Below are 19,433 nucleotides of genomic sequence, written 5' to 3' on the forward strand. Positions count from 1 at the left end.
CGCCGGTCGAGGGGCCGATCTCCGGTCCGGCCCCCCGGCCCGCCAAGCCCGCCCCGTCCATGCCCGCGGCGCCGCCGCCCTCCCCTCCGGCGCCGCCCCGGCCCATCCCGGCGCCCGATCCGGGCCGCTGGTCGGTGCGCGGGGCGGTGGTGACGGGGCTTCTGGCCATCGTCGTGCTGCTGGGCGGATTCACCTTGTGGGCCATGCAAAGCCGCATCGCCGGGGCGGTGGTGGCCAGCGGACAGGTCGAAGTCGAACAGCAGCGCCAGATCGTCCAGCACCCGGATGGCGGCGTGGTCGAAGAGATCCTGGTCAAGGACGGCCAGACGGTCCAGGCCGGCCAGACCCTGATCCGCCTGGACGGCAACCTGCTGCGCACCGAACATGCCATTGTCGAAGGCCAGTATTTCGAAATCCTTGCGCGCCGCGGCCGGCTGGAGGCCGAACGCGCCGATTCCCCCACCATGCAGTTTCCGCCCGACCTGCTGTCAGCGGCCGAGGGCAGCGCCGAACTGCAGGATCTGATCGACGGGCAAAGCAGCCTGTTCGAAACCCGGCGCGACACGCTGCGCCAGTCCATCGAACAGCTGGAAAAACAGTCGGAGCAGGTCCGCCAGCAGGTTGACGGTATCGACGCCCAGATCGCGGCGCTTGATCGTCAGCGCGCCCTGATCGGCGAGGAACTGGAGGATCAGCAATCCCTGCTGGACCGGGGTCTTGCGCAGGCGTCCCGCGTGCTGGCCTTGCAGCGAGAGGCGGCCAGCTTGGACGGGCAGCTGGGCGAACTGAAGGCCAGTCGCGCCGCGGCCGAGACGCGCCAGACCGAACTGGACATCCAGCGACTGCGCCTGGGATCCGAACGGCGCGAGGAAGCGGAAACGGAACTGCGCGACTTGGGATATCGCGAACTCGAACTGGCGGAACGCCGCCGCGGCCTGATCGAACAGATCAACCGCCTGGACATCCGCGCGCCCGCGGCAGGCATCGTTTACAACATGCAGATAACGACCCCGCGCTCGGTGATCCGACCGGCCGATCCGGTCCTGTATGTCATCCCCCAGGACCGCCCGCTGGTGATCGGCGCGCGGCTGGCGACGATCAACGTCGACGAGGTGCAGGCAGGCCAGCCGGTCGTGCTGCGCTTTTCGGCCTTTTCGTCGCGCACGACGCCGGAAATCGACGGCGTGCTGGGCCGGGTATCCGCCGATGCGCTGATCGACGAGGCGACCCAGATGCCCTATTACCGGGCCGAGGTGACGATCCCGGCCGAGCAACTGGCAAAGCTGGGCGATCTGGCCCTGATCCCTGGAATGCCGGTCGAGGTCTTCATCCAGACCGGGGAACGCAGCCCGATGGCCTATCTGGTCAAGCCTTTGGCGGATTATTTCAACCGGGCCTTCCGCGAAAGCTGACGGGTGGGGGCTTTGCGTCTCCGCCTGACCGCAGGATGTTTCAGGCAGGGCAAGGGGCCGGGATCATCTCTTGCGGCGGCGTTTGGTGGCCCGCTTGATCTCGGCCAGCCGCGCCTTGGTCGCCATGGGCCGGGGGCTGCGGCCCCGCCTGCCCTTCTGCGGGCCGCGCGGCAGCGGCTGGCCGTCCAGTTCCAGCAGATCCAGCGTCAGCCCTCCGGTCATAGGCACCGCTTCGGCCAGCCTGACGGTGACGCGCTGGCCCAGCCCGATCTCCAGCCCCGTGTCGCTGCCGACCAGCATCTGCGCCTCGGGGTCGAAGTGGAAATACTCCTGGCCGATGGCGCGAATGGGCAGCAGGCCGTCGGCGCCGGTTTCGTCCAGCTTGACAAAGGCGCCGAATTTCTGGACGCCGCTGATCCGGCCCGTCATCTCGGTCCCCACGCGTTCGGACAGAAAGGCGGCAAGATAACGGTCGGTCGTATCGCGTTCGGCGGCCATGCTGCGGCGTTCGGTTTCGCTGATATGGGTCGCGGTTTCGGACAGGCGGTCCATGTCCTGCGGGCTGAGTCCGTCCTTGCCCCAGCCATGGCCGGAAATCAGCGCCCGATGCACGATCAGATCGGAATAGCGCCGGATGGGCGAGGTGAAATGGGCATAGCTTTTCAGCGCCAGCCCGAAATGGCCAAAGTTCTCGGGATGGTAATACGCCTGCGTCATCGATCGCAGGGTGCTGATGTTGATGAGTTCGTCGAAATCCGTGCCTTCGGACTGGGCCAGCAGGCGGTTGAGGTGGCTTGTGTGCAGCACCTGTCCCTTGGCCAGGGTAAAGCCGGATGCCTGGGCGACTTCGCGCAGCGCGTCGATCTTGGCAAGGCTGGGTTCCTCGTGGACCCGGAACAGCAAGGGACGCTGGCGACGGGTCAGTTCCTCGGCGGCGGCGACGTTCGCCAGGACCATGAATTCCTCGATCAGCCTGTGCGCGTCGAAGCGTTCGCGGAAGTTGACCGACTGAACGCGGCCATCCGGGGTCAGCTCGATCCGGCGTTCGGGCAGATCCAGATCCAGCGGCTGGCGGCGGGCGCGGGCATCCTTGAGCAACCCATAGGCGTGCCATAGGGGCCGGATCACGCTGTCCATCAGCGGTTCCGTCTGGGCGTCGGGCTTGCCATCCGCGGCGGCCTGCGCCTGTTCATAGGCCAGCGACGCGCGGCTGCGCATCATACCGCGATGGAAATTGTGGCCGATCTTGTTGCCCTGCGCGTCCAGCCGCATCCGCACGGCGATGACCGGGCGGTCCACGCCTTCGTGCAGCGAACACAGATCCGCCGACAGCGCCTCGGGCAGCATGGGGACCACGCGGTCGGGGAAATAGGTGGAATTGCCGCGCAGCCAAGCCTCGCGGTCCAGGGCGGAACCGGGGATGACGTAATGCGCGACATCGGCGATGGCGGCCCAGATGGTCGCGCCGCCGTCGTCCTCGATGTGCGCGGCCACCGCGTCGTCATGGTCGCGCGCGTCCGACGGGTCGATCGTCACCAGCGGCAGGTCGCGCAGATCCTCGCGGCCCTTCATGGTGGCGGGCTTCTGCGCCTCGGCCTCGGCGATCACGGCGTCGGGAAAATCATCGGGAATGCCGTGCTGGTGGATGGCGATCAGGCTGACCGCGCGGGGGGCGGACGGATCGCCCAGCCGGTCGATGACGCGGGCCATCGGCAGACCTAGACGGCCCTTGGGACCGACCTGTTCGGCCTGCACCAGTTCGCCGCTTTCGGCGCCAAGGGTCATGTCCGGGCGGACGCGCCATTCGCGGTCCTGGCCCTTGTCGATGGGGACGATGCGGCCCCCTTCGGCCTCCTTGCGGAAGATGCCGGTGATGCGGTGGGGGGCGGCGGTGATGCGGCGGATCAGGCGGGCCTGGTACTGGTGGTCCTCGCCCGGAACCTCGACCAGGCGGCCCAGGAAACGGTCGCCCCTGCCCAGGGCCGGATCGCTTTCGCGCGGGGCATAGAGGATGCGCGGCTGGGGGCCGTCGCCATGCCATTCCAGCGGGCGCGCGAACAGGTCGCCGGACCCGTCGGGCGGCAGCAGCTCCAGCACCGTGACCGGCGGCAGGCGTTCGGCGTCGAGATAATGGCGGCGGCGCTCGATCTGTCCGTCCGCTTCCAGTTCCTTGAGCAGTCGCTTCAATTCGATCCGCAGGGCGCCCTTGATGCCGAAAGCCTTGGCGATGTCGCGCTTGGAATTGGCGTCGGGATTGTCCGCGACCCATTCCATGATCTGCTCTTTGCTGGGAAGCGTAGCCATCGCGGAACTCCTTACAGTTCGCGGATCATGTCACGATGCGGAATTCCGGCATCGTCGTAAACCGGGCCATGGGCGGCGAAGCCCAGCTTTTCATAGAACCCTATGGCATGGGTCTGGGATCCCAGCTTGGCTCGCGCAATGCCCGGCCGCGTCCGCAGCACGTCAAGCGCCGCCCCGATCAGCGCCGCGCCAAGGCCGGTGCCGCGCGCCGATGCCAGAACGCAAACGCGGCCGATCTTGCCCGTGTCGCCCTGCACCAGGATGCGTGCCGATCCGACCGGCTGGCCGTCCTGCGTCGCCAGCAGGTGAATGGCCCCGTCGTCCCGTCCGTCCAGTTCCTCGGCCTCGGGCACGCCCTGTTCCTCGATGAACACGGCGCGGCGCAGGGCGTGGCAGGCGGCAAGGTCGGTGGTCGTCTCGATCTTCATTCGAAATACTTTTCCAGAATCCGCTGGTAGATGGTCTTGAGCTGATGGACCTGCGCCACGGGCACCCGTTCGTCCACCTGGTGCATATAGGCGCCGACCAGACCGAATTCGACCACCGGGCAGTGATCCTTGATGAACCGCGCATCGGACGTGCCCCCCGTGGTGGACAGCACCGGCTGGCGGTTGGTTTCCTGCGTGACCACGCTGCGCACCAGATCGACAAAGGGGCCGGGCTGGGTCAGGAACGCCTCTCCGCTGATATGGGTGTCGATGGACAGCGCGACCCCGGTGGCTTGGGCCACGCGATCCGCCCGCGCGGTCAGGTCGGCCTGGACGCTGGCCCCGGTGTGCAGGTCGGTGAAGCGGATGTTGACCACCGCCCGCGCCGTTTCCGGGATCACGTTCGACGCCGGATTGCCGCAGTCGATGCTGGTGATCTGCAACCCGGTCGGGTCGAAATGATCGGTCCCCTGGTCCAGCGGCGCCGCGATCAGGTCGTTCAGGTACGCCGTCAGCGCGTGCAGGGGATTCCTGGCCTTGTGCGGATAGGCCGCGTGCCCCTGCACCCCCCTGGCGGTGATGGTGAAGGTGGCCGATCCGCGCCGGCCGATCTTCATCATCTCGCCCATGATCTCGGGGTTCGACGGCTCTCCGACGATGCAGACATCCATGCGTTCGCCGTTGTCGCGCATCCAGTCCAGCAACGCGATGGTGCCGTCGCGCGATGTGCCCTCCTCGTCCCCGGTGACGGTCAGGATGACGGCGCCGTCGGGCGGCGCCTGGTGGACGAAATCGATGGCGGCGGCGACAAAGGCCGCGACGCCGGATTTCATGTCGGTGGCGCCACGCCCCCAGATCACCCCGTCCTCGACATGGCCGCTGAAGGGGGGGTGCGTCCAGGAACCCAGGTCGCCGGGGGGAACCACGTCGGTATGGCCGTTGAAGCCAAAGGTCCGCGCCGCGCCCTTGGCGCCCCAGCGGGCGAACAGGTTGGGCGTGCCGTTCCGGTCCACGCGGTGAACCTCGAACCCGGCATCCGTCAGCAGGTCGCCCAGCAGGACAAGGGCGCCGCCCTCGGTGGGCGTGACGGATGGGCAGCGGATCAGGCGGGCGGTCAGGTCGGCGGCATCAATCATGTCATATCCAGTCGGAAAGGGAACGGCGCAAAAGGTTCAGGGCGGTAAGGACCAGCAAGACCAGCGTCCAGCGCCGGAACTGGCCGACATCCATGCGGTCCTGCAAGGCAAAGCCGGACAGCATCCCGCCAAAGGCGGGGATGCACAGCATGGCGGACAGCGGGATCGTCTGCGCATTCAGGATGCCCGATACCAGATGCGCGGCGGTCAGGCCGACGGCGCCCAGAAAGAACACCACTCCCTGCACCCGGACCTGTTCCTGCTTGGCCACGCCCAGCGACAGCAGCAGCACGACCAGCGGCGGTCCCCAGATGCCGGAAATCCCGCCATACAGACCGCCCACGATGCCGGTCGCGATCTCGGCCCGGCGGCGGTGATGGATGGGCAGGGTCAGCGGCCGGCCCGCCAGTTGCCACAACGCAAAGACCAGGATCGGCCCGCCCAGCAGCAGATACATCAGCCCCTGCGGTATCGTCCGGGCAAAGCCCGCCGACAGCAGCAGGAAGGCCAGCACCATGGCGATATGCCAGCGGAAATTGCGTACCGAGGCCGCGGCGGCCGCTGGTCCCTGGCGCAGGGCCTGATGCACGTTCGTGGTCAGCACCGGCAGGATCAGCGCGGCCAGGGCAGTCTGCGGAGGCAGGATCGACGCAAAGGCCGAAGCCATGATAAGCGGCATGGCAAAGCCGATGGCACCCTTCACGAACCCCCCAAAGGCCGTGACGGCGAAGATCGTCCAGAATTGCCAGGGATCCAGTCCAAACATGAGGCGCACGCTAGCGGCCCGGCAGCAAAATGAAAATGCCGCTTGAAAAGGTCATTTTCGTTCGCCATGAAATCGTTCTGCGCATAATTGTTGCGCTGCGATTGCGAAAACGATACCTATGCCGCAACGCCGCAAAAGGGTCGACTCCATGAAGGACATGCCGCACCACGCCGAAACCGTCCTGTCTGAACTGGCTGATCTCCAGATCCGGGCGACGCAATCCCTGCGCGCAAGGGTTTCCGTGGACGGCAAGGTTGATACCAATGCGTTCGAGGCGCATCAGCACGCGGCCCACGCGCTGTCCTGGCTGGCCACCTATGTCGAATCGCTGCGCCAGCTTGCCGCGTGGTCGGGCCGCGTCGGAGGAGAGATCGAGGGGCTGATCGCACGGATCGGCTTTGGCGAATACCTGTCCCAGATCGCGGGCGGCATCCCGATGAGCCAGACCGAATTCGCGCGCCTGTCGGACCTTGGCGTGGACTGGCGGCCCTCCGACGCCGCGCGCGCGCTGATGGCGGGCAACACGCCCGATGCCCGTGCCCGTCTGGCCGCGCTGATGGCGGATGCCAGAGGCAACGCGACCTTTGGCGCGACGGGCCTGGACGAGGATCTGGACATGATCCGCGACCAGTTCCGCCGCTGGACCGACGACAAGGTGGTCCCCCATGCCCACGGCTGGCATCTGCGCGACGACCTGATCCCGATGCAGATCATCGCGGAACTGGCCGACCTGGGCGTCTTCGGCCTGACCATCCCCGAAGAATTCGGCGGCCTGGGCCTGTCCAAGGCCGCGATGGTGGTGGTCAGCGAGGAACTGTCGCGCGGCTATATCGGCGTGGGATCCCTGGGCACGCGGTCCGAAATCGCGGCCGAACTGATCCTGACCGGCGGCACCGACGACCAAAAGGCGCATTGGCTGCCCCGGCTTGCCAGCGGGGAAATCCTGCCCACGGCGGTCTTTACCGAACCCAACACCGGCAGCGACCTGGGCAGCCTGCGCACCCGCGCGGTCAAGGACGGCGATACCTGGACCGTCACCGGCAACAAGACCTGGATCACCCATGCCGCGCGCACCCATGTGATGACGCTGCTGGCCCGCACCGATCCCGACACCACCGATTACCGGGGCCTGTCGATGTTCCTGGCCGAAAAGACGCCGGGCACCGATGCCGACCCCTTTCCCACCCCCGGCATGACCGGCGGCGAGATCGAGGTGCTGGGCTATCGCGGCATGAAGGAATACGAGCTGGGCTTCGACGGATTCCAGGTCAAGGCCGACAACCTGCTGGGTGGCGTGACCGGCCAGGGATTCAAGCAGTTGATGCAGACGTTTGAATCGGCACGCATCCAGACCGCCGCGCGGGCCATCGGGGTCGCGCAGAACGCGTTGGAACTGGGACTGCAATATGCCTTGGACCGCAAGCAGTTCGGCAAGCCCCTGATCGCCTTTCCGCGCGTCGCCGACAAGCTGGCGATGATGGCGGTGGAAATCGCCATCGCCCGGCAACTGACCTATTTCAGCGCCTGGGAAAAGGATCACGGCCACCGCTGCGACCTGGAGGCCGGGATGGCGAAACTGCTGGCCGCGCGGGTCGCCTGGGCCAGCGCGGACAACGCGCTGCAAATCCACGGCGGCAACGGTTTCGCGTTGGAATACCCCATTAGCCGGGTGTTGTCCGATGCACGCATCCTGAATATTTTCGAAGGCGCGGCGGAAATTCAGGCGCAAGTGATCGCCCGGCGACTGTTAGGCTGAGCGGTTTTCGTCTAGGGTGCTGCAACCAAAGCGGTTTTGCCGCATTCCCATTCGACGATCGCCCACAGGAGTTTCCTTCATGCCCCGTCTTGGCACATTCGGCGCGCTGACCGCCGCAACCCTTGCCCTTGCCGCCTGCGAACCGACCGCCCCGCCGGTGGATCCTGCCAACGATCGCGGCTTCATTCCCGGCGGCGACTATGCGTTGGTAGGCATGGATGGCGCGACGGTGCCCTTGCGCAACATGACGCTGACCATCGCGGAAACCACCATATCGGGCCGCGGACCCTGCAACGGCTATGGCGCCCGGAACAACGCCGAACTGCCGTTGGTCGCCTTGTCGCCGTTGCAACAGACGAATGTTCCCTGCGGCAAGAACACCACGATCGAGAACCGCTTTTTCTCGGTCATGCAGGCGGCGACCGAAATGGAATATTACGGCGGCGTGCTGAAGGTGAAGTCGCCGGAGACCTGGCTGATCTTCGAACGCGGCGTCACCGGGGCGCAGACGCAGGTCAGCGCGGTCGATCAGGCGCGGGCCGGTCAGTAATCGGTCTTCGGACGGCGGGTCAGCCGGTCCACAAGACGCTGGCGGGCCGCCGGAACAGGCCGGCCCACCAGTTCAGCGGCGATCCGGGATGTCAGGAAATGGCCGGTGATGGCCAGCCCTTCGATCAGATCCTGGGCACGGTTGTCGCCCGCGCCGCCCAGGATGGCGGGCAGGGGCAACAGCCGGCCGGCCCATTCCCCCGCCCCTTCGCGGCTGACCGCCCGGCCCGATTTCGGGCTGACATAGGCCAGCCCGCTTCGTGCGCCCGTCACCGCGCAGGCGGACAGATCCAGGCCGAAGCCCATTTCGTCCAGCAGACGGGTTTCCCATCGCAGGTAATCGGCCCCCCAATCCGTCCCCATGTCCATGAGATCCAGCAGCCGTTCGGTATCGGCGACCAAGGCCGGATGCGGGTCGCGTTCGGGCAGCGCAAAGACCAGCAGCGAACAGACCGCGTTCAATCCGGCCAAGGCCAGCGGATCGGCCATCAGCCCCGATCTCAGACGGATGGGTTCGGCCGAAAACGTCCCCAGCTGATCGTCCCGCCGCGCCCGCCAGCGCAGATCCAGCCGCGATCCGGGTTGCAGCATCGCCGCGCGCCGCCGCGATGCGCCACCCGGCACCAGCCCGGAATGGCGCCCGTGCAGGTCGGTCAGCACGTCCAGGATGACCGCCGTCTCTCCATGGGCGCGGCGGGCCAGCACCGTGCCTTCCGCCTGCCATTCCATCAGGGATCGGGCAGCGTCAGTGATCCGTCGGCGGCAAGCGGCCAGAACGGATTGGTGGCGATTTCCCAGACATGTCCGTCGGGATCGGCGAAATAGCCGGAATAGCCGCCCCAGAATGCCGTTTCGGGCCGTTTCAGGATCGTTGCCCCGGCAGCGACCGCGGCCCGGAACACCGCGTCGGTTTCCCCGTCGTCCGCGCAGTTCTGCGCCAGCGTGACCGCCCCGGTGCCCAGGGTGGCAGAGGATCGCCCCTGATCGGCCGCCAGATCCGCACGGCCGAACAGGGCCAGCACGGCGCCGTTCATCTGATAGAAGAACACGCCCGGCTGCGAGGCGGAATGCGCGGACCAGCCCCAGCCGTCATAGAACCGCCGCGCGCGGTCCAGATCGGCGACCCCCAGCGTGACAAGCGTGATGCGTTGGCGTGGAAGGGACATGGAATCCTCCTGCCGGGCAGATTGCCACGGGGCCACGACGCTGCCAAGCTATTGGGCGGCGCGGCGGCGGGCGCCGGTGGTGCGCAGCAGCGACAGGGAATAGATGATGACCCCCGCCCATATCATCGGAAAGGCGATCATCTGGGCCGCGCCGAAAGGTTCGCCAAAGATCAGCACGGCGGTCACGAAGATCATCGTGGGGGCGATATACTGCAAAATGCCGATGGTGGTCAGGCGCAACTGCTTGGCCGCCATCGCATAGCAGATCAGCGGGATCGCCGTGACCGGACCGCAGCCGATCAACAGGATGGTATCCCACGCGTTGCCCGCCGCGAAATGCGACTGCCCGGTGGCCGACAGCCAGATCACGAAGGCCAGCGCGAAGGGCGTCAGGATCAGCACCTCCAGCGTAAAGCCCTGGGTCGGTCCCAGCGGCAGGCTTTTCTTGCACAGGGCATAGATGCCCCACGTCAGCGTCAGCCCGATCGCCACCATCGGCAACCGGCCCAGCTGCACGGTCAGCACCACCACGGCCAGGGCTGCCAGGACGATGGCCGCGACCTGCGCCCGGCTCAGCCGTTCATGCAGCAGCGTCGCGCCCAGGGCCACGCTGAACAGCGGATTGATGTAATAGCCAAGCGCCGCGTCTAGGGCATGGTTGTTGCCCACCGCCCAGACATAGATCATCCAGTTCACGGAAATCAGCGCCGCCGTCACAATGGCCATGGCCAGCAGACGCGGACGGCGCAGCGCGGCGCCCACGTCGGCCCAGCGGCCTTGCCACAGCAGCACGGCAAGCGCGATGGGCAGCGACCAGAGCACCCGGTGGGCGATCACCTCGGACGGGGGGACATGGGCCAGCTGCTTCATGAACAGCGGCAGAAACCCCCAGATCACATAGGTGGCGACGGCCAGCATCAGGCCGCGCGGGGAATCACCGGAGAGGGTCGTCGGGGCGTTCATGCGATGTCCATAGGCGGCAAACCGGGCGCGCGCCAGATGGATCACGCCAGGCCCGGTTCGTCCAGCAGCGTGCGCCCGTCGCGGCTCTCGATCTCGATCACCCACAGGTCGGGGTCGAAGCCTCGCTGCCGGACGATGGCCTGGTCCACCTCGGGTTCCGGTCCCTGGGCCAGCACCTGCCAGGGACGGCTGTCGCTGTTGAAATCCCATTCGCGTCCGTACACGGCGGCGGATCCGTCCAGATGCGCGCATTTCACCAGCACGGCGCCGGCGGTGTCGTCGCCGCGCGACGTCACATAGGCCGGGATGTTCGCCAGCCCCAGACGGGCGCGATAGGCCGCGACCCAGACGGCGGTCGCAAGCCGGGGTTCAGGCATCGCCGTCGCGGAAATCAAGGCCGATTTCGGTGTATCGCTCGGCCTCGTCCAGCCAGTTTTCGCGGACCTTGACTTGCAGGAACAAATGGACGCGGCGGCCCATGAATTCCTCCAGTTCGGCGCGGGCGGCCTGCCCCACGGCCTTGATCGTCTCGCCGCCCTTGCCCAGCACGATGCCCTTGTGGCCGGGGCGCGAGACATAGACGATCTGGTCCACCTTGGCGGACCCGTCCTTGCGTTCCTCCCACGCCTCGGTTTCCACCGTCAGCTGATAGGGAATTTCCTCGTGCAGGCGCAGGGTCAGCTTTTCGCGGGTGATGTCCGCCGCGATCATGCGCATCGGCAGGTCGGCGATCTGGTCTTCGGGATAAAGCCACGGGCCTTGGGGCAGCGTTCCGGCCAGCCAGTCGCGCAACTGGTCGCAGCCATAGCCCTTTTCGGCCGAGATCATGAAGGTGCTGGCGAAGGGATGGGCCGCGTTCAGTTCGGCCGACAGCGCCAGCAGCGTCTCGGCCTTGACCCGGTCGATCTTGTTGATGACCAGGGCCACCGGAGTCTTGCCGTCCAGCCCCTTCAGCGATTGGATGATCGCCTTGGCGCCGTCGGTCAGGCCGCGATGCGCCTCGATCAGCAGCAGGATGATGTCGGCATCCGACGCGCCCCCCCAGGCGGCGGCGACCATGGACCGGTCCAGACGGCGGCGCGGGCGAAAGATGCCGGGCGTATCGACAAAGACGATCTGCGCCGCTTCGTGGATGGCGATGCCCCGGATGCGGGCACGGGTCGTCTGCACCTTGTGGGTGACGATGCTGACCTTGGCGCCGACCATCTGGTTCAGCAGGGTGGATTTTCCGGCATTGGGTTCGCCGATCAGGGCCACGAAACCGGCGCGGGCGGGGGTATCTTCGGTCATGCGCGGCCCTCCAGCCGGTCCAGCAGGGCCTGGGCCGCCGCCTGTTCGATGCTGCGTTTGGTGCCCGCACCCCTGGCCTGGGCCTGCTGGCCGTCGGCAAGCTGCGCGGTGATGAGAAAGACCGGGGCGTGGTCGGGGCCGCTGCGTTCGGTCTGGATGTAGGCGGGCGGCGGCATCCCGTTGGCCTGCGCCCATTCCTGCAAGGCGGTCTTGGCGTCGCGGGGATCGTCGTCCAGCGTGGCCAGCCGGTCGGACCACAGGCGCAGGACCGTCCGGCGGGCGGCGTCGAACCCCGCATCCAGATAAACGGCGGCCAGAACGGCCTCCATCGCATCGGCCAGAACGGCCTCCTTGCGGCGGCCGCCCGACATCATCTCGGACCGGCCCAGCTTCAGAACGTCGCCCAGGCCGATGTCGCGGGCGATGGCCGCGCAGGTCTCGCCCCGGACCAGGGCATTGTAGCGGGGGGCAAGCTGGCCCTCGCTCGCGGTCTGGTCCGCGTCGAACAGCGCTTCGGCCATGACAAGCCCCAGCACCCGGTCGCCCAGGAATTCCAAACGCTGGTTGTCGGGCCGCGTGACCGTCGCGATGGATCCGTGGGTCAGCGCGCGAACCAGCAGGTCGGGGCGCGCAAACTCGTGCCCCAGCCGGGCCATGAAGGCGCGGATGTCGGCGCCCGGTTTCACTCCACCGCCTTGAAGAAACGGTCGGCCCGCCACGTCCAGAAAAACAGAAGGGACCGTCCGGCGGACGAGAACATGATGCGGTCGGCCCGTCCGATCAGGTACTGCGCGGGCACGAAGCCCAAGCCGCCGATTTCCTGCGGGAACCGCGAATCCTCGGAATTGTCGCGGTTGTCGCCCATGAAGAAATACTGCCCCTCGGGCACCGTGAAGGCCGGGGTATCGTCGGCATAGGCGCCGTCCTGGATGTTCAGGATGTCATGGCTGCGTCCGTTCGGCAGGGTCTCGGTGAACCGCTGGCTGACGCATTCGCCGCCCTCGGGGACCGGGTCGTTGACGCAGCGCGGGATCAGGCCCTGCGGTCCCTGCTGTTCCTTGATTTCCACGAAATCGCCGGCGGGGGCGATGGGCACCTCCTCGCCGTTGATCCACAACCGGCCGCCGCGCATCTGCACGGTATCGCCCGGCAGGCCGATCAAGCGCTTGATGAAATCGACGCCCCGCGTGGGATGGCGGAACACCACCACGTCGCCGCGTTCGGGTTCCGATCCCAGGATCCGTCCGCTGATGGGGCACATCGCGAAGGGGCAGGAATACTGGGAATAGCCGTAGGCCATCTTGTTGACGAACAGGAAATCGCCGATCAGCAGCGTGTCCTTCATCGACCCGGACGGGATCCAGAAGGGCTGGAAGAACAGGGTGCGGAAGATCCCCGCGATCACCAGTGCCCAGAACACGGTCTTGACCGTTTCCCAGATGCCTTCCTTTTTCTTGCCCGCCGTGCTGTCGGCCATGGTGTCGTCCTTCGTCATCAAGCGCGGGCGATTGGCCGCATTGCCGCGTTCTAGGCCACCGCCGGGGGGCAAAGTCAAGGTTGCGGGGCATCCGGCCGGGCCTCGATCACCACGAAAGCCTGCGCCCAGGGGTGATCGTCGGTCAAGGTGACGTGAACGATGGCGTGATGGCCGGGCGGCGTCATCGTGGCCAGCCGGTCGGCGGCCCAGCCGGTCAGTTCCATCACCGGCCGGCCCGACCGCAGGTTGCTGACCGCCATGTCGCGCCAGCTGATCCCCATGGCCAGCCCGGTGCCCAGCGCCTTGGAACAGGCCTCCTTCGCGGCCCAGCGTTTGGCCAGCGTCCCGGCCTCGTCCTTGCGGCGCGCGGCCTTGGCCAGTTCGACGGGCGTAAAGACGCGATGGCGGAAGCGGTCGCCAAAGCGGTCCAGCGTCCCCGCGATGCGGTCGATGTTGGCAAGGTCGGTGCCGATGCCCAGGATCATGCGGCGGATGTCCCAAGTTCGTAAGAAGGCTCAAGGAAAGCAGAAGCCCATTTGGGCAGAGCGGGCCAATGCCAAATGCCGTTCACGTGCCAGCTTGTCGCCGTTTCGTCGACAAGCTTTCTCGCGCGCACCCATTCGACAAGTTCGTCATGCGGATAAACAAACACTCGCTCGCCCAGGCGGAACGCAATGTGCAGCCCTTTGCCGAGATATTTCTTGTCGATCACCAGCCGCGACTTGAGCTGCACCCGCAGCACGGTCGCTCCGTCGATGTGGCAGGCCAGGAAATCGGCGCCCTGCCAGTCATCGCTCAGCCACATCGAATGAAAGCCGTAATCCGCCAATCGGGCGGCGATCTTGTGAAAGTTGTGCAGTTCCTTTTGCCGGGCGTTCAGCGTCGTGGCGTCGATAAGCGTGAAACTCATCCCTGCCGCGCCCTGTCCATGCAGCGGCGCATTTCCCGGATCGCCTTGCCCAGGCCCGTAAAAACCGATTCGGCGATCAGGAAATGGCCGATGTTCAGTTCCCTGACCTGCGGGATCGCGGCAATCGGACCGACCGTATCGAAGGTCAGGCCGTGGCCCGCGTGAACCTCCAGCCCCAGGCTGTCGGCCAGGGCCGCGCCTTGGGTCAGGCCCGCCAGTTCGGCGTCGCGTTCGGCGTGGCGGCCCTCGGTGTCGAAATCGCAATAGGCGCCGGTGTGCAGCTCCACCACCGCCGCGCCGATGCGGGCTGCGGCCTCGATCTGCGCAGGGTCATGGCCGATGAACAGCGACACGCGACAACCCGCGTTGCGCAGCGGGGCGATGTAATCGGCCAGCATCGACTCGTTGCCCGCCACGTCCAGACCGCCCTCGGTCGTGCGCTCCTCGCGCTTTTCGGGAACGATGCAGACGGCATGGGGGCGGTGGCGCAGGGCAATGGCCTGCATTTCCACTGTGGCCGCCATTTCCAGGTTCAGGGGCAATGTCAGGTTCGCCATCAGCGCGTCGATGTCGGCGTCGCTGATGTGGCGGCGGTCTTCGCGCAGATGGGCGGTGATGCCGTCGGCGCCTGCGGCCTCGGCCAGGCGGGCGGCGCGCAGGGGATCGGGCCAGGGCGTGCCGCGCGCATTGCGGATGGTTGCAACGTGATCGATGTTGACGCCAAGACGCAGCATGGTTCCCCCAAAAACCGTTTCGCAGGCACTCTAGCGGGGCATGAGGGGCGGTGCCAGTTCCGTCGCGACCGCCCACCAGCCATGCTGTTTCAACGCATTGGCGGCGATCCGGGCGGTGTCTGCCGTGGCGTAAAGACCGAAACAGGTCGCCCCCGAACCCGACATGCGGGCAAAGGCGGCGCCGGTCGTGCGAAGACCGTCCAGCACCTGCCCGATGACCGGCGCAAGAGTCAGCGCGGCGGGTTCCAGATCGTTGCGCGTGCCCGCCAGCCAGGTTGCCAGATCGGCAAGGCCCGTGAAGCACGGAATGGCGGGCAGGCCGGGATTGTCGCGCCGGTCCAGGGCGGCAAAGACCTGTGGCGTGGACAAGGCGATTCCGGGGTTTGCCAGCACCACGGAAAGCCCCGGCAAGGGCGGCAGAGGGGTCAGGATCTCGCCCGCACCCTGCATCCGGGCGGGGGCCGATGACAGGCAGACCGGCACGTCCGACCCCAGCCGTTCCGGTCTGGCAGGCAGCGCATGACCCATCCGCGCCAGCCCGCGCAAGACCGCCGCCGCGTCCGCCGATCCGCCGCCGATGCCGGATGCCACGGGCAGGGACTTGGTCAGGGTGATCGCGGCATCGGCCCCCGCCAGCCGCGCGGCGCGCAGGCACAGGTTGCCATCCGTGGACAGGTCCGCCGCGAACGGTCCGTCGATCCGCAGCGCCAACGGGCCGGGTTCCAGCCTGACCCGATCCCCCAGCACGGTGAACGCCACCAGGGAATCCAGCAGGTGATATCCGTCGTCACGCCGTCCTGTGACGTGCAGCGCAAGGTTCAGCTTGGCTGGCGCGGTCTCGGTGATGGACATTGCCTAGTTGTTGGCGGCCTGCGGCACGGGCGCAGGGGTGTCCGCCGTCCCGGCGGCCGATTCCTCGGCCAGGACGGCATCAAGGCCGCGATCCAGCTTGGCGCGGATCCGGTCGGGATCCACGTCGTCGGTTTCGGTCGGTTTCAGCGACAGGACGCGCTGCCACTGGATTTCGGCCTCGCGCTGGCGTCCGACCTTCCAGTAGATGTCGCCAAGATGATCGTTGACCAGCGGATCCTGGGACATGGTCAGGATCGCGGCCTCCATGGGCGCCACGGCCTCGTCGAAGCGGCCAAGGCGGTAATAGGCCCAAGCCAGCGAATCAAGGATATAGCCGTCGTCGGGCGACAGTTCGACGGCCTTCTGGATCAGGCCGAGGGCATGGTCCAGATTCTCGTTCCGGTCGATCCAGCTGTAACCCAGATAGTTCAGCAAGCTGGCCTGGTTCGGACGAATCTCGATGGCGGCCAGAAAATCGGCCTCGGCCCGGTCGAATTGCTGCGACCGTTCCAGGGCGATGCCGCGGGCATACAGCGGAAACCAGCGGGCGTCGGCCGGGGCATCCTCCAGCAAAGCCAAGGCCTTGTCATAGGCGGGAACGGCCTGGGCGAATTTTTCCTGCTGCCGCAGCAGGTCGCCAAGCGCGATCCAGGCTTGGGGCAGGTCGGGATAGGCGGCGGTCAGCGACAGGGCGGCCTTGCCCGCTTCCTCGATCCGGTCGGCGCGCGACAGGGTGTCGATGCGCACCAGTTCGGCCGCCGGACGCATCTGGCCCATGCGCCGAAGCGCGTCGAATTCGGGTTCCGCCAGATCGAACTGCTGCCGTTCCTGAAGGATCTGGGCCACCATCAGCCGCGCCTCGGCGGTTTCGGGCGACAGCCATGCGGCCAGACGCGCGTGGATCAGCGACAGGGGTTCGGGATCGGGGCTGGAAGCCAGGGCGGATGCAAAGGTCAGAAACACCTGCGCGATTCCGTCGGCGGGCGTTTTGACCACATCGAAAGGCACCGGCTGCCCCGAGGCGATGCGGTCGCGCAGCGCAAGCAACTGCGGCTCGGCCTCGACGCCGGGGATCGCCTCGATCATGGCAGTCGCCTCGTCACGGCGTTCCAGTTGGACCAGGATCTGCGCGCGGGCCGCAAAGCCCAGGATGTGCGCGCCTGTGGTTTCGTCGGCCAGCAGCGATTCGGCCCCTTCGTAATCGCCGACCAGGGCGCGGGCCAGGGCAAGGTGATAGTTGACCATGGGCGCCACACCGTCCAACCGGGCCAGGCGTTCGAATTCGGCCAAAGCGTCCTTGGCCTTGCCCGCGCCCAGAAGACCCCAGCCCCGCAGCATTCCCGCCAGCAGATCGGCCTGGGATTCCGCATCGGTGGGGGTGCCCACCTCGGCCAGCAGTCCCGCCCAGTCGCCCTCATGGACCCGTTCGGCGCGATCGATCAGACGCGACAGTTCCGTGGGTTCCCCGTCGGATCCGATGCGCTTGGCCAGGTCCGCGGCCCGGTCGATTTCACCGGCCGACACCAGGGCCACCAGGGCGCTGTCCTGCAAGAACCGGTCCTCGGGATCATGGGCAACGGCCTGGACGAAAAAGCGCGCGGCGGCCAGAAAGTCATTCTCGACCGTCGCCATGCGCGCGGCCAGGAATGGCCCTGCAAGCCCGAATGTCAGCGGCGCGGGTTCCGCCGGGGCCTTTGCTTCGGGCGCAGTACCCAGGGCAACGGCAGGGGCGGCGGCAGGGGCGGCGGCGGGCGCCTCGTCCTGGGGACGCGGTTCGGGGCGGTTCTGCGCAGCGGCAGGCAGCGACAGCGCCGCCAGAACGGCGGCGATCAGGGCAGGATTGGGTCGGGTCAGGCTCAAGGGGTCGATCCCTCAGATCACGAAATCGTTGCACAAGACCCTAGCGCGGGGCCGGAAGCGGGGCAACGCCCTGCCCCGCACGTCCGATCACATATTCGGGTAGTTCGGCCCGTCGCCACCTTGTGGGGTGGTCCAGACAATGTTCTGCGACGGATCCTTGATGTCGCAGGTCTTGCAATGGACGCAGTTCTGAAAGTTGATGACGAAGCGCGGGCCATTAGCATCCTCGACCACCTCATAGACGCCCGCCGGGCAATACCGCTGCGCGGGTTCGGCGTATTCGGGCAGGTTCACCCGGATCGGGATCGTGGGATCCTTCAGCCGCAGGTGGCAGGGCTGGCTTTCCTCGTGGTTGGTAAAGCTGAACGCCACGTTGGTCAGCCGGTCGAAGGACAGCTTGCCGTCGGGCTTGGGATAGTCGATCGGCTGGAAGTCCGCAGCCTTGCCGGTCGCGGCGGCATCCGTCTTGCCGTGCTTCCAGGTCCGCAGGATGTTGCGGCCCGTCAGCCCCGCCCCCCACATGTCCATGCCGCCCAGCACCAGCGACGGCCACAGGCCGTAGCGCGACCAGGCCGGCTTGACGTTGCGCACCTTTTTCAGATCCCGGCCGATGGCCCCGGTGCGCACCGCCCGGTCATACTCGGTCAGCCGGTCGCCCGCGCGGCCCGCCGCGATGGCCGCCGCCGCCGCCTCCGCCGCCTCGATGCCCGAGATCATCGCGTTGTGGTTGCCCTTGATGCGCGGCACGTTGACCATACCCGCTGAACAGCCCAGCAGCACGCCGCCCGCGAAGGACAGTTCCGGCAGCGACTGCCAGCCCCCCTCGCTGATCGCGCGGGCGCCATAGCTGATGCGCTTGCCGCCCTCCAGCAGATTCGCCACCATCGGGTGGTGCTTGAATCGCTGGAACTCCATGTAGGGATACAGATACGGGTTCTCGTAGTTCAGATGCACCACGAAGCCCACCATCACCAGGTTGTCCTCGTAGTGATAGATGAAGCTGCCGCCGCCGGCGTTTTTCCCCAAGGGCCAGCCCATGGTGTGGACCACGCGGCCCTGATGGAACTTCTCGGGGCGGACCTCCCAGATCTCCTTCATGCCCAGGCCGAACTTCTGCGGCTCGTGGCCCTCGGACAGGTTCAGGCGGTCGATGATCTCCTTGGCCAGCGACCCGCGCACGCCCTCGCCGATCATCACGTACTTGCCGTGCAACTCCATGCCGGGTTCATAGTTCGGGCCGGGCGTGCCGTCCGATTGCAGGCCCATCTCGCCCGCGACCACGCCCTTCACGCGGTCGCCGTCCCAGACCACCGCGCTGGCCGCCATGCCCGGAAAGATTTCGACGCCCAGCGCCTCGGCCTGTTCGGCCAGCCAGCGGCATACGCTGCCCATGCTGACGATGTAGTTGCCGTGGTTGTTCATCAGCCGGGGCATCGGCCAGTTCGGGACGCGCACTGAACCCGCCTCGCCCAAGACATAGAAGTTGTCGTCGGTGACGGCGGTGCGGACGGGGGCACCCCGGTCGCGCCAGTCGGGGATCAGCCGGTCCAGCCCCACCGGGTCCAGCACCGCCCCCGACAGGATATGCGCGCCGACCTCGGACCCCTTTTCCAGCACCACCACCGACAGATCCGGGTCGATCTGCTTGCACCGGATCGCCGCCGACAGCCCCGAAGGCCCCGCCCCGACGATCACCACGTCATACTCCATCGACTCGCGTTCGATCGGTGTCGTGTCGGTCATGGCTCGGATCCCCCCTTGCTTGGCTGCCGTCAGCATGTAACGGTTCTGCCGCATTGCGGCAATGCTGACGCGACGGCCGAAAACTGC

The 19,433-nt window shown here is 67.0% G+C and carries 20 protein-coding genes; 3 read left to right on the forward strand and 17 right to left on the reverse strand.

Annotated features, from left to right (window positions below; genetic code table 11):
- The first annotated feature begins 59 nt into the window (after positions 1 to 59).
- Positions 60 to 1,412 carry an HlyD family type I secretion periplasmic adaptor subunit gene (locus CHB77_RS06285; protein WP_423212882.1) on the forward strand — a complete coding sequence of 451 codons (1,353 nt, stop codon included), beginning with the start codon at positions 60 to 62 and terminating at the stop codon, positions 1,410 to 1,412.
- Between the two features lie 63 nt (positions 1,413 to 1,475).
- Here the strand turns inward: CHB77_RS06285 and rnr are convergent, their stop codons facing one another.
- Genes rnr through CHB77_RS06305 form a run of 4 tightly spaced genes read right to left on the reverse strand, consistent with a single transcriptional unit; the run spans position 1,476 to position 6,046 of the window.
- Positions 1,476 to 3,716 (reverse strand): ribonuclease R, encoded by a 2,241-nt coding sequence (gene rnr / locus CHB77_RS06290; RefSeq protein ID WP_089387333.1) that lies wholly within the window; start codon positions 3,714 to 3,716, stop codon positions 1,476 to 1,478.
- Positions 3,717 to 3,727: 11 nt separating this feature from the next.
- Complete coding sequence (locus CHB77_RS06295; protein WP_089387334.1) at positions 3,728 to 4,144, reverse strand: GNAT family N-acetyltransferase; 417 nt, start codon at positions 4,142 to 4,144, stop codon at positions 3,728 to 3,730.
- Entirely contained in the window at positions 4,141 to 5,280 is a 1,140-nt protein-coding gene (gene dapE / locus CHB77_RS06300) for a succinyl-diaminopimelate desuccinylase (protein WP_089387335.1), read from the reverse strand. The genes CHB77_RS06295 and dapE overlap by 4 nt, the downstream gene beginning before the upstream one ends.
- A 1-nt stretch (position 5,281) precedes the next feature.
- Positions 5,282 to 6,046, reverse strand: a complete 765-nt coding sequence (locus CHB77_RS06305) for a sulfite exporter TauE/SafE family protein (RefSeq protein WP_089387336.1) — start codon at positions 6,044 to 6,046, stop codon at positions 5,282 to 5,284.
- Between the two features lie 157 nt (positions 6,047 to 6,203).
- On the opposite strand from CHB77_RS06305, the gene CHB77_RS06310 reads away from it, so the two are divergent.
- Both CHB77_RS06310 and CHB77_RS06315 read left to right on the forward strand, forming a co-directional pair.
- A complete protein-coding gene (locus CHB77_RS06310; RefSeq protein ID WP_089387602.1) occupies positions 6,204 to 7,802 on the forward strand; it encodes an acyl-CoA dehydrogenase family protein in 1,599 nt (532 codons plus the stop codon).
- Positions 7,803 to 7,881: 79 nt separating this feature from the next.
- Entirely contained in the window at positions 7,882 to 8,352 is a 471-nt protein-coding gene (locus tag CHB77_RS06315) for an META domain-containing protein (RefSeq protein ID WP_089387337.1), read from the forward strand.
- On the opposite strand, the gene recO is transcribed toward CHB77_RS06315, so the two are convergent.
- The 13 genes from recO to CHB77_RS06380 all read right to left on the reverse strand — a co-directional run bounded on the left by recO (position 8,346) and on the right by CHB77_RS06380 (position 19,346).
- Positions 8,346 to 9,080, reverse strand: a complete 735-nt coding sequence (gene recO, locus CHB77_RS06320; protein ID WP_089387338.1) for a DNA repair protein RecO — start codon at positions 9,078 to 9,080, stop codon at positions 8,346 to 8,348. The two genes, CHB77_RS06315 and recO, sit on opposite strands and share 7 nt — an antisense overlap.
- Complete coding sequence (locus tag CHB77_RS06325; RefSeq protein ID WP_089387339.1) at positions 9,080 to 9,517, reverse strand: VOC family protein; 438 nt, start codon at positions 9,515 to 9,517, stop codon at positions 9,080 to 9,082. The genes recO and CHB77_RS06325 overlap by 1 nt, the downstream gene beginning before the upstream one ends.
- Before the next feature lie 48 nt (positions 9,518 to 9,565).
- On the reverse strand, positions 9,566 to 10,480 hold the full coding sequence (gene rarD, locus CHB77_RS06330) for an EamA family transporter RarD (protein WP_089387603.1): 915 nt from the start codon (positions 10,478 to 10,480) through the stop codon (positions 9,566 to 9,568).
- Positions 10,481 to 10,521: 41 nt separating this feature from the next.
- The gene (locus CHB77_RS06335) at positions 10,522 to 10,857 is read right to left on the reverse strand and encodes a DUF1491 family protein (RefSeq protein WP_089387340.1); all 336 of its coding nucleotides are present in this window, start codon (positions 10,855 to 10,857) and stop codon (positions 10,522 to 10,524) included.
- Entirely contained in the window at positions 10,850 to 11,770 is a 921-nt protein-coding gene (gene era, locus CHB77_RS06340; RefSeq protein ID WP_089387341.1) for a GTPase Era, read from the reverse strand. The genes CHB77_RS06335 and era overlap by 8 nt, the downstream gene beginning before the upstream one ends.
- Complete coding sequence (rnc, locus tag CHB77_RS06345; RefSeq protein WP_089387342.1) at positions 11,767 to 12,456, reverse strand: ribonuclease III; 690 nt, start codon at positions 12,454 to 12,456, stop codon at positions 11,767 to 11,769. The genes era and rnc overlap by 4 nt, the downstream gene beginning before the upstream one ends.
- On the reverse strand, positions 12,453 to 13,247 hold the full coding sequence (lepB, locus tag CHB77_RS06350; RefSeq protein ID WP_089387343.1) for a signal peptidase I: 795 nt from the start codon (positions 13,245 to 13,247) through the stop codon (positions 12,453 to 12,455). Before lepB ends, rnc begins: the two co-directional genes overlap by 4 nt.
- 74 nt (positions 13,248 to 13,321) lie before the next feature.
- Complete coding sequence (acpS, locus tag CHB77_RS06355; protein WP_089387344.1) at positions 13,322 to 13,732, reverse strand: holo-ACP synthase; 411 nt, start codon at positions 13,730 to 13,732, stop codon at positions 13,322 to 13,324.
- Positions 13,729 to 14,157 (reverse strand): hypothetical protein, encoded by a 429-nt coding sequence (locus CHB77_RS06360; RefSeq protein ID WP_089387345.1) that lies wholly within the window; start codon positions 14,155 to 14,157, stop codon positions 13,729 to 13,731. Before CHB77_RS06360 ends, acpS begins: the two co-directional genes overlap by 4 nt.
- On the reverse strand, positions 14,154 to 14,891 hold the full coding sequence (locus CHB77_RS06365) for a pyridoxine 5'-phosphate synthase (RefSeq protein WP_089387346.1): 738 nt from the start codon (positions 14,889 to 14,891) through the stop codon (positions 14,154 to 14,156). Before CHB77_RS06365 ends, CHB77_RS06360 begins: the two co-directional genes overlap by 4 nt.
- Before the next feature lie 30 nt (positions 14,892 to 14,921).
- Complete coding sequence (locus CHB77_RS06370) at positions 14,922 to 15,737, reverse strand: 4-(cytidine 5'-diphospho)-2-C-methyl-D-erythritol kinase (protein WP_165456223.1); 816 nt, start codon at positions 15,735 to 15,737, stop codon at positions 14,922 to 14,924.
- 9 nt (positions 15,738 to 15,746) lie between these two features.
- Complete coding sequence (locus tag CHB77_RS06375) at positions 15,747 to 17,603, reverse strand: tetratricopeptide repeat protein (RefSeq protein ID WP_242626549.1); 1,857 nt, start codon at positions 17,601 to 17,603, stop codon at positions 15,747 to 15,749.
- Positions 17,604 to 17,690: 87 nt separating this feature from the next.
- Positions 17,691 to 19,346 carry an electron transfer flavoprotein-ubiquinone oxidoreductase gene (locus CHB77_RS06380; RefSeq protein ID WP_089387605.1) on the reverse strand — a complete coding sequence of 552 codons (1,656 nt, stop codon included), beginning with the start codon at positions 19,344 to 19,346 and terminating at the stop codon, positions 17,691 to 17,693.
- Positions 19,347 to 19,433 lie beyond the last annotated feature (87 nt).

This window comes from Paracoccus sediminis (assembly GCF_900188295.1).
GTDB lineage: Bacteria > Pseudomonadota > Alphaproteobacteria > Rhodobacterales > Rhodobacteraceae > Paracoccus > Paracoccus sediminis.

Coding starts and splice junctions, on each gene's coding strand:
- CHB77_RS06285 (WP_423212882.1), top strand. CDS start 60: ATGCCCGCGGCGCCGCCGCCCTCCCCTCCGGCGCCGCCCCGGCCCATC.
- rnr (WP_089387333.1), bottom strand. CDS start 3,716: ATGGCTACGCTTCCCAGCAAAGAGCAGATCATGGAATGGGTCGCGGAC.
- CHB77_RS06295 (WP_089387334.1), bottom strand. CDS start 4,144: ATGAAGATCGAGACGACCACCGACCTTGCCGCCTGCCACGCCCTGCGC.
- dapE (WP_089387335.1), bottom strand. CDS start 5,280: ATGATTGATGCCGCCGACCTGACCGCCCGCCTGATCCGCTGCCCATCC.
- CHB77_RS06305 (WP_089387336.1), bottom strand. CDS start 6,046: ATGTTTGGACTGGATCCCTGGCAATTCTGGACGATCTTCGCCGTCACG.
- CHB77_RS06310 (WP_089387602.1), top strand. CDS start 6,204: ATGCCGCACCACGCCGAAACCGTCCTGTCTGAACTGGCTGATCTCCAG.
- CHB77_RS06315 (WP_089387337.1), top strand. CDS start 7,882: ATGCCCCGTCTTGGCACATTCGGCGCGCTGACCGCCGCAACCCTTGCC.
- recO (WP_089387338.1), bottom strand. CDS start 9,080: ATGGAATGGCAGGCGGAAGGCACGGTGCTGGCCCGCCGCGCCCATGGA.
- CHB77_RS06325 (WP_089387339.1), bottom strand. CDS start 9,517: ATGTCCCTTCCACGCCAACGCATCACGCTTGTCACGCTGGGGGTCGCC.
- rarD (WP_089387603.1), bottom strand. CDS start 10,480: ATGAACGCCCCGACGACCCTCTCCGGTGATTCCCCGCGCGGCCTGATG.
- CHB77_RS06335 (WP_089387340.1), bottom strand. CDS start 10,857: ATGCCTGAACCCCGGCTTGCGACCGCCGTCTGGGTCGCGGCCTATCGC.
- era (WP_089387341.1), bottom strand. CDS start 11,770: ATGACCGAAGATACCCCCGCCCGCGCCGGTTTCGTGGCCCTGATCGGC.
- lepB (WP_089387343.1), bottom strand. CDS start 13,247: ATGGCCGACAGCACGGCGGGCAAGAAAAAGGAAGGCATCTGGGAAACG.
- acpS (WP_089387344.1), bottom strand. CDS start 13,732: ATGATCCTGGGCATCGGCACCGACCTTGCCAACATCGACCGCATCGCG.
- CHB77_RS06360 (WP_089387345.1), bottom strand. CDS start 14,157: ATGAGTTTCACGCTTATCGACGCCACGACGCTGAACGCCCGGCAAAAG.
- CHB77_RS06365 (WP_089387346.1), bottom strand. CDS start 14,891: ATGCTGCGTCTTGGCGTCAACATCGATCACGTTGCAACCATCCGCAAT.
- CHB77_RS06380 (WP_089387605.1), bottom strand. CDS start 19,346: ATGACCGACACGACACCGATCGAACGCGAGTCGATGGAGTATGACGTG.